This is a genomic window from Luteibacter sp. 9133 (genome assembly GCF_000800155.1).
Lineage (GTDB): Bacteria > Pseudomonadota > Gammaproteobacteria > Xanthomonadales > Rhodanobacteraceae > Luteibacter > Luteibacter mycovicinus.
Map to the genome: position 1 here is coordinate 4491972 of NZ_JUHO01000001.1, position 9186 is coordinate 4501157.

Annotated in this window: 5 protein-coding genes, 2 pseudogenes and 1 riboswitch; of the genes and pseudogenes, 3 read left to right on the forward strand and 4 right to left on the reverse strand. The window is 67.4% G+C overall.

Translation table 11 applies throughout. The features are described 5' to 3' along the window. Positions 1 to 67: 67 nt before the first annotated feature. The 4 genes and pseudogenes from FA87_RS19525 to FA87_RS19540 form a co-directional block, all read right to left on the reverse strand. Positions 68 to 1963 carry a TonB-dependent receptor gene (locus FA87_RS19525; RefSeq protein WP_043696976.1) on the reverse strand — a complete coding sequence of 632 codons (1896 nt, stop codon included), beginning with the start codon at positions 1961 to 1963 and terminating at the stop codon, positions 68 to 70. Positions 1964 to 2117: 154 nt separating this feature from the next. Next, positions 2118 to 2350: riboswitch (cobalamin riboswitch) on the reverse strand. A 32-nt stretch (positions 2351 to 2382) separates the two neighbouring features. Continuing rightward, positions 2383 to 3534, reverse strand: coding sequence for an N-acetylglucosamine-6-phosphate deacetylase (gene nagA, locus FA87_RS19530; RefSeq protein WP_043696979.1), 1152 nt, complete (start codon positions 3532 to 3534; stop codon positions 2383 to 2385). Positions 3535 to 3556: 22 nt separating this feature from the next. Next, positions 3557 to 4590: pseudogene (locus tag FA87_RS19535) on the reverse strand (SIS domain-containing protein). Between the two features lie 13 nt (positions 4591 to 4603). After that, positions 4604 to 5356 carry a GntR family transcriptional regulator gene (locus FA87_RS19540; RefSeq protein WP_036118723.1) on the reverse strand — a complete coding sequence of 251 codons (753 nt, stop codon included), beginning with the start codon at positions 5354 to 5356 and terminating at the stop codon, positions 4604 to 4606. Positions 5357 to 5529: 173 nt separating this feature from the next. Here FA87_RS19540 and zwf point away from each other — a divergent pair. The 3 genes and pseudogenes from zwf to FA87_RS19555 all read left to right on the forward strand — a co-directional run. Continuing rightward, positions 5530 to 7065, forward strand: a pseudogene (gene zwf / locus FA87_RS19545) (glucose-6-phosphate dehydrogenase). Continuing rightward, a complete protein-coding gene (gene pgl / locus FA87_RS19550) occupies positions 7062 to 7760 on the forward strand; it encodes a 6-phosphogluconolactonase (protein WP_239709136.1) in 699 nt (232 codons plus the stop codon). Before zwf ends, pgl begins: the two are co-directional and overlap by 4 nt. A gap of 87 nt (positions 7761 to 7847) precedes the next feature. Further along, the coding region (locus FA87_RS19555; protein WP_197062453.1) for a dihydroxy-acid dehydratase at positions 7848 to 9186 on the forward strand (1339 nt) is incomplete at its 3' end.

Below are 9186 nucleotides of genomic sequence, written 5' to 3' on the forward strand. Positions count from 1 at the left end.
GTAGGAGCGCGCCTGCGCGCGATGCCGTGAAACATCGCGCGCAGGCGCGCTCCTACACGGTGCTCCCTCAGCGTACGGGCGAGAACCGCAGCGTCAGGTAATACGTCCGTCCCAGCTGGTTGTAATACGCCGCCGTCTCGTACCGCTTGTCCGCCACGTTCGCGACCCGGCCCTGCACGCTCCAGGCATCGTCCATGTGCCAGGTGGCACGCAGATCCGCGGTCGTGTAGCCGCCCAGACGCGTCGTGTTGGCCGCGTCGTCGTAGCTGTAACCCGAGGCGTAGACCGAGCCGCCCAGCGTCAACGCGCCCAGGTCCTTGTCCAGATCCACGCGACCGGTGCGACGCGGACGGCGGGCCAGCAGGTTGTCCTTCTCGAACCCGCTGTCCCGGTCCAGCGGCTGCTGCAGCGTCAGGTAGCCGCGCACGTGCCAGCCATCGACGTCCGCGCCCACCTGGCCTTCGAGGCCGCGCAGGCGGGCCTTGCTGACGTTGACCGGCAGGAAGTTCGCGTCGTAGCCGATCAGGTCGTCGACCTGGCTCTGGTAGGCGTTGACGGCCCAGTTCCAGATGCCCGGACGACCCGACAGGCCGATCTCGGCGGTGCGCGACTTCTCCGGCTTGAGGTTCACCGTGGGCACGCCGTACGGGTAGTACTCGTCGTTGAAGGTCGGCGCGTGGAAGGCGGTGCCATAAGAGGCCGTGACCTTCATGCCGTTGTCGAAACGGAAGCCATAGGCGGCCGAGCCGGTCGTGTGGTTGCCGAACTGGGTGTTGTGGTCGTGGCGGGCCGACAGCTGGATCTCATGCGGGCCGAACACGCCCTGGTAGAGCGCGAACACGCCCGTGTTGTTGCGGGTGTCCTTGAGATAATCCGTGTCGCTGCTCAGCTTTTCCTGCTGGTAGTCGACGCCGGCGCTCAGCGTCTGGCCCGGGGCCAGCGTGAAGTCGTTCTGCCAGGAACCCTGATTGCGCTTAGAGTACAGATATCCCACGCGCAGCTTGTCGGCACCGGTGACGTAGTTGAAGTCCGCGTCGTAATAGCCCTTGTTGGCGCCGTTGAGGTAGTTGTCGGCGCGGTCCTGGTTCTGGCCCAGGCTGACCGACATGCGCCACGCGGACAGCACGTCGAAGGCCAGCTTCGCGCCGGCGACCTGCTGCGAGCGTCGGGTCAGGTTCTGATAGTCGCCGTCGTATTCGATATCGCCCTTGCTGCGCAGCCAGCTGCCGGTGAGCTCGGTGCCGTCGTCCCAGCGGTAACCGCCCGACAGCGCGCCGTTGTACGTGCGATAGGCGTCATGGTCCGGCTCGTCGGTGAAGCAGCCCTTGAACGCCGTGCCCGCGCCGATGCGGCAGGCGTTGATGCCCGAGGTGTACTGGCCTCCGAGGCTGGCGTTGTACCAGCCGTGGGTCGTGCCGCCCGACACGCCGACCTGACCGGCGGTGTAGCCGTGGCTGCCGCCGGTGACCGAGAGGCTCGGGGTCGGCGCTTCGCCGGCCTGGCCGTGGCGGGTGAAGATCTGGATGACGCCGCCGATCGCGTCGGAGCCGTAAAGGCTCGAGCGCGGACCGCGGACGACCTCGATATGGTCGATCTGCTCGACCGGCAGCTGCTCGTAAGCCGGCAGACCCGCGCCCACGGTACCCACGCGGACACCGTCCACGAGGACCAGCGTGTGCGAGGAGTTGCTGCCACGCATGAACAGCGAGGTCTGCTGGCCGATACCGCCGGTGTTGGCCATGACCACACCGGGCAGCCCGGCGAGCAGGTCCTGGACGTTACGCGGCTGCAGACGCTCGATGTCTTCGTGGGTGATCACGGTCACCGGAGCGAGTACCTCGTCCAGCGGCGTGGCCGTGCGGGTCGCGGTGACGATCACGGGATCGAGGGCGTCCGGTGCGTCGGCCGCGTGGGCAGCGGCGATCGACGACAGCAGGGCTGCCGCTAGCAGGGTCTTCTTCATGGAACGGTCTTCCTCCGCCGCATAGCGCGGCAATGCGTAGCTCAAAGGGCGCGCGAGGAGGACATACGGCGAACGGCACACCGGCGGAACCCGGATGACTGTCCGGATTCGCCCTCCGCGAATCGCCCGAAACGGGACGACGCCCCGGGATGGCTCACGGGGCGCGTCGTCGGGCCGGTCTCCGGACTCACGCCGTCCCCGAGGGGGTGTCGGACCGGCGCCTTCCCGCTGTCGCAGTGGCTGAAGCCGTGTCCGAGGGGCCGTGACGACCCCGGGCGCTTACCGTTGCGGGGGCAGTGCCGGCCTTGCCGCAGAGGCGGCGCACCGGCTTCCCGTTTCATCCCCGTGGCGCGACGCCCCGGGGACACCCGAACCCCGCGACTTTAACCGGAGGGTGGGGCGCTGTCACGACCGCCCGATCAGCCCGCGGCGTAAACGCGCTCGCCGCCGATCCAGGTTTCGATCACCGTATGGGTCTCGTCCATCACGACGAAGTCGGCGCGGTAACCGGCGGCGATATGACCGTGGGTGGCGCCGAGGCCGAGGAACGCGGCCGGATACGTCGACGCCATGCGCGCGGCCTCATCGTAGGCTACGCCGACCATGTCGACCGTGTTGCGCACCGCCGTGGCCATGTCCAGCGCGGAGCCGGCCAGCGTGCCGTCCGCCGTCTGGCAGACGCCGTCGCGCACGGTGATGGTTTCGCCCTTGAGCACGAAGTTCGGATTGTCCGAGCCCACAGGCGGCATCGCGTCGGTGACCAGCATCATCTTCCGTGGCGCCTTCGCCGCGATGGCGACACGCAGCGAGGTCGGGTGCACGTGGTGGCCGTCGACGATCAGACCGCACCAGCTGGCCTGGTCTTCGAGCGCGGCACCGACGACGCCAGGCTCGCGGCTGGTGAAGGGTGTCATCGCGTTGAACAGATGTGTGAAGCCGCGCACGCCCGTCGCCAGTGCATGGCGCGTGGTCTCGTAGTCGGCAGCCGTGTGGCCCGCGGCTACGATGACGCCGTTGGCGACCAGCTGCTGGAGTACTTCCGCGGAAGCGCGCTCGGGGGCCAGCGTCAGCAGGGTCACGCCGCCGTGGCGCCGCGCGACCATCGCGACATCGTCGGCATCGGCGATGCGAAACTTGGCCGGGTCGTGCACGCCCTTGCGTTCAGGGGCGATGAAGGGACCTTCCAGATGGATGCCGAGCACGCCCGGCACGCCCTGGGCGACGGCGTCGTTCACGGCATCGATGGCCTTCGCCATGACCTCCGCGTCGTCACTGATCAGCGTGGGCAGGAAACCCGTGGTGCCGAATCTCGCGTGTGCCTCGCCGATCGTGCGGATCGCGTCGACCGTCGGTGCATCGTTGAACAACACGCCGCCCCCGCCGTTGACCTGGCAGTCGATGAAGCCGGGCAGCAAGGTGCGACCACCGAGGTCATGGCGCTCCGCCGCGCGCACGCGCGGGTCGGATGGCAGCGCCAGTCCGGTGATCTTTCCATCGTCGACCAGCACGGCAAAGCCGCTCTGGAATCCATTGTCGGTGAGCACACGGCCGTTGACGAGGGCGAGGGTCATGGCGATTCCTTGAGGGTGGCGGTCAGACGGTCTCGGTGACTTTATTCAGGTGCGGCGGCACGTCGGGATTGAAGCCGCGCTTCAGCGCGAGCGCCGCCGTGGCGCGGTAGAAGCTCTGCACCGTGATCAGCGGCGCGGCGATCGGTGCGGTGGCGACCAGCGGCAGCACACCCTCACCCGTCGCACCCGGCGCGGCGATCCAGACATTGGCGCCACGCTTGCGGAACTCGGCGGCGACATCGAGCACGCCCGGGAGCGTGTCGTCGTTCTGCGCGAAGAACAGCACCGGGAAGTCCGGGCCGACCAGCGCCATCGGGCCGTGTTTCACTTCGGCCGCGCTGAAGGCTTCGGCATGCAGGCCGCAGGTTTCCTTGAACTTGAGCGCCGCTTCCAGCGCACCGGCGAAGCCGAAGCCACGACCGACCACGAACAGGTTGTGCGCATCGACGAGGCCTTCCGTCAGCGACGACCAGTCGGCATCCCAGCCCTGGCGCAGCTGCGCGGGCAACGCGGCCAGGCGTCGGCGATCTCGGCCTTGCCACTCCACCGGGCGGCGATATGCAGAATCGCGAACAGCGCGCCGAGATAGCTCTTGGTCGCGGCGACGCTGGTTTCCGGGCCCGCGTGCAGCGGGACGACCACGTCCGCGACGTCCGCCAGCGGCGAGTCGGTCACGTTGACCAGCGCCACGACGTACGCACCGGCCTTCTTCGCGGCCTCGGCATTGCGGACCAGATCCGGGCTCTTGCCCGACTGGGATACGGCGACGTAAAGCGCGCCATCGAGGCGCTGCGCGGCGTGGTAAATCGAGGTGACCGACGGCGAGGCCGAGGCGGTGACGACGCCCAGCTGCGTCTCGAACACGTACTTCGCGTACATCGCCGCGTGATCCGAACTGCCACGGGCGCAGGTGATCACCATGCGCGGCGGGTTCGCGCGCAGGCGCTCGGCAAGGGCGCCGATCACGGCTTCGTTAAGGGCAAGCTGCCGCTCGACGACCTCGGCGGTCTCGTGCGCTTCGCGGTACATCAGGGTGTCTTGCGGCTGGATCGTCATGAAGAAGGGTCCGTCAGTCGCTCTGCAGTTCGGCGACGAAGTCGTAGATGTCCCCGCGATACCAGGAACACGTGAACTCGACGATGCGGCCGTCGTCGAGGAAGCTGCGCCGCTCGATATTCAGCCCGGCACTGCCGGCGCCGAGCCGGAGCAGCCGGGTCTGGGCAGGGCCCAGCACCACCGCGCGCAGGCGTTGCAACGCACGTCGCGGGCGGTTGCCCAGCGTGTCGAGCGCTTCGTACAGGGAGTCCTCGACCAGGCTGGGGTCGGGCAGCAGGTTGAGTGGCACCGCGCTGCGCTCGATCGCCAGCGGCTCGTCGCCCGCGTAGCGCAGGCGGTGCAGGCGGACCACCTGGGTGCCGGGCGAGAGATTCATCGCCATGGCTTCTTCCGGGGTGACCTCGCCGATGGCCCGCTCGAAGAACTCCGAGCGCGGATTGAGCCCGCGCGCGCGAAGATCCTCGGTGAAGCTGGTCATACGCGACAGCGGCTTGACGATGCGCTCGGACACGAAGGTGCCCGCGCCATGACGCTGGGTGAGCAGACCATCCTCGACCAGGCCGCCGATGGCCTTGCGCACGGTAACCCGGGACAGCGTGAGGGCCCTGGCCAGGTCCCGCTCACTGGGCAGTGCATGGCCGACCTGCACCTCGCCGTTTTCGATCACGTTGCGGATGGCGCGACGCAGGCGCATGTACGCCAGCGGCTGCCGCGCGGCCGGGTCGTACTGCAGGCGTTGGTATTCGGCGACGAGAGCGCTTTCCATGGTCGAGAAGATACCAATCAACGACCACTGCGGCAAGACCGTCCAAGCCCGCGAATACCAGTGAGCGATTCAAACGGGCGTTTGCACGATGCAAAGTCGGCCCGTAAACGTTTTGCGGCGTCATCGCCTCATATCGCGACGGAAAACGCCGCCTTGAGTGGTACGGGGCTGGTATGACCTGGTATGTCACTGGTACGATCCGTCGGCATACCCATCGATCCCAGCAGGCCACTGTCGTGAGCGCTCATCTCCTCCCGATCGAACCTTTCGATCTGGTCATTTTCGGCGGCACCGGCGACCTCGCCGTCCGCAAGCTTCTTCCCGCGCTGTTCCATCGCTTCGTGGACGGCCAGATCCAGCCCAGCAGCCGCCTCATCGGCGTGGCCCGCGAGGCCCTCGACGATGCGGGCTACCGCGACCTGGTCCGCTCCTCGGTCGAGAAAGGCGTGTCCCACGTGGCTCCGGCCCAGCTGGACGCGTTCATCCAGATGGTTTCCTACCGCTCGCTCGACGCGCGCAAGGAAGAAGGCTGGGATGAATTCGCCGCGCTGATGCAGCAGCAGGCCCAGCACATCCGCGTGTTCTACCTGTCGACCGCGCCGGACATCTTCACCGACATCTGCCAGCGCCTCGGGTCGCTCGGTCTCAACGGCGAGCGCTCGCGCGTGGTGCTGGAGAAGCCGATCGGTCGCGATCTGGAAAGCGCCAACGCCATCAACGACGCGGTGGCCCGGGTCTTCAACGAGTCGCAGACCTACCGGATCGATCATTACCTCGGTAAGGAAACAGTGCAGAACCTGCTGGCGCTCCGCTTCGGCAACGCCCTGTTCGAGCCGCTGTGGAAACGCCCAGCATATCGACCACGTGCAGATCACCGTCGCCGAGACGGTCGGCGTCGGTCATCGCGCGGGCTACTACGATCGTGCCGGCGCGCTGCGCGACATGGTCCAGAACACATCCTGCAGCTGGTCTGCATGCTCGCCATGGAGCCGCCTTCGTCGCTGGCGCCCGATGCCGTGCGTGACGAAAAACTCAAAGTGCTGCGTTCGCTGCGCCCGATCAACGCCAGCAACGCCGGCAACCTCACCGTGCGCGGGCAGTACCGCGCTGGTGCGGCCGAAGGTCAGGGCGTCCCGGGCTATCTCGACGAACTCGGCAGCGACCAGTCCAGGACCGAAACCTTCGTCGCCCTCAAGGCGGAGATCGGTAACTGGCGCTGGGCGGGCGTGCCGTTCTACCTGCGCACCGGCAAGCGCCTCCCTAACCGGGTCTCGGAGATCGTGGTGACGTTCCGCGCGTTGCCGCATTCCATCTTCGATCCCACCAACGGTCCGCTGCTGCCCAACCGCCTGACGCTGCGCCTGCAGCCGGACGAGGGCGTCAAGCTGTGGCTGACCATCAAGCATCCGGGTCCGGGTGGCCTGCGCCTGCGCCACGTGCCGCTCGACATGAGTTTCGCGGCGGCGTTCGGCGTGCAGCAGCCCGATGCCTACGAGCGGCTGATCCTCGACGTCGTGCGTGGTAACCCGACCCTGTTCATGCGCCGCGACGAAGTCGAGGCCGCATGGAACTGGGCCGGTCCCATCCTCGAAGCCTGGGAGGGCAGCGGCGATACGCCGAAGCCGTACACCGCGGGTACCTGGGGTCCGAGCGCCGCCGTGGCGCTCATTGAACGCGATGGCCGTACCTGGGCCGAGGACGCAGCATGAACGCCAAGATCCATCAGCACGATTTCGCCGATAAGCTCACTCTCGCCGATGCGCTGGCGCGCGACATCGCCGGCAAGCTCGACGCCGCGATCAAGGCGCGCGGCAAGGCCAGCATCGCCGTTTCCGGCGGCGGCACGCCCAAGGTCATGTTCGCCGTGCTCGCCGAGCAGGAGATCGACTGGTCGAAGGTCACCATCACGCTGGTCGACGAGCGCTGGGTCGACGAAGACAACGAGCGTTCCAATGCGCGCCATGTCAGGAACACCCTGATCGCGCACGAAGCGCATGTCGCCGCCTTCCTGCCGCTGTTCGACAAGGCGCATGCCGACGATGTCGATGCCGCGCTCGAGGGCGTGGGCGAGAAGGTCGACGCGCTCGGCAAGCCGTTCGATGTCGTCGTGCTCGGCATGGGTCCGGACGGCCACACCGCGTCGTTCTTCCCCGGCGGCGATCACCTCGCCGAAGCGCTCGACCTCAACGGTACGCGGAGCGTGCTGTCGATGCGTGCGGCGGTGCGGGGTGAGCCGCGCATCACGCTCAGCCTGCGCGCGTGCTCGATACGCGCACGCTCTACCTGCACATCGAAGGTGCGGACAAGAAAGACGTGCTCGCCAGGGCCCAGGCCGGCGAAGATTTCCCGATCGCGCCGTGCTCAAACAGGACCGCGTGCCCGTGGACGTCTACTGGCCGCCTGATCCATCGTTCAACCGCCGCGCGTCAGGCGCGCGGCACGACCGCCCGGTCAAAGCCTCAGGAACACGCCATGACCCTTCATCCCATCGTTGCGAGGTGACGCAGCGTATCGTCGAGCGCAGTCGCACCTCGCGCGCCGCGTACCTCGCCAGGATCGACGCCGCCCGCGGACGGGCGCCAAACGCCATCACCTGTCGTGCGGCAATCTCGCGCACGGTTTCGCCGCGTGCGGTGAGAACGACAAGGACGCGCTGCGCAACGGCCACGCGTCCAATATCGCCATCGTCACCTCGTACAACGACATGCTCTCGGCGCATCAGCCGTACGAGCGCTATCCGGAACTGATCCGTCGGATCGCACGAGACTTCGGCGCCACCGCGCAGGTCGCCGGTGGCGTGCCGGCCATGTGCGACGGCGTCACCCAGGGTCGTCCGGGCATGGAGCTGTCGCTGTTCTCGCGCGACCTCATCGCCATGGCGACCGCCGTATCGCTGTCGCACGACATGTACGAAGGCGCGCTGTATCTCGGCATCTGCGACAAGATCGTGCCGGGCATGCTGATCGGCGCGCTGAGCTTCGGCCATCTCGCCAGCGCGTTCGTGCCGTCGGGTCCGATGCCGTCCGGTATTCCGAACGAAGAGAAATCGAAGGTCCGTCAGGCCTTCGCCGCCGGTAAGGCGACACGCGCGGAACTGCTCGACGCGGAAGCGCGTTCCTATCATGGGTCGGGTACCTGCACGTTCTACGGCACCGCGAACTCCAACCAGATGCTGATGGAGATCATGGGCCTGCACCTGCCGGGCGCGAGCTTCGAGGCGCCGGATACGCCGCTGCGTGACGCCCTCACGCGTGCCACGGTGGAGCGCGTGCTGGCGATCGACGCGCTGGGCGATGAATACCTGCCGATCGGCCGTATCGTCGACGAGCGCTCCATCGTGAACGGCGTGATCGGACTGCATGCGACGGGCGGCTCGACCAACCACCTGCTGCATCTCGTCGCCATCGCACGCGCGGCCGGCGTGGAACTGCGCTGGGACGACTTCGATGCGCTGTCCGCGGTCGTGCCGTTGCTCGCACGCGTCTATCCGAACGGCTACGCCGACGTGAACCCACTTCCACGAAGCCGGCGGCATGGGTTTCCTGATGGATCAGCTGCTCGATGCCGGCCTGCTGCACGGCGACGTGGACACCATCATGGGCACGGCCTCGAGGCCTATCGCACCACGCCCGTTCTCGAAGGCGACGCATTGGTCTGGAAACCGGTTTCGAAGGAAAGCGGCAACCGCGGCGTACTGCGCACTATCGCGGAGCCGTTCCGTCACGACGGTGGCTTACGCATGCTCAAGGGCAACGTCGGTCGTGGCGTGATCAAGATCTCGTCCGTGCCGGAAGATCGCATGATCGTCGAAGCACCGGCGATCGTCTTCG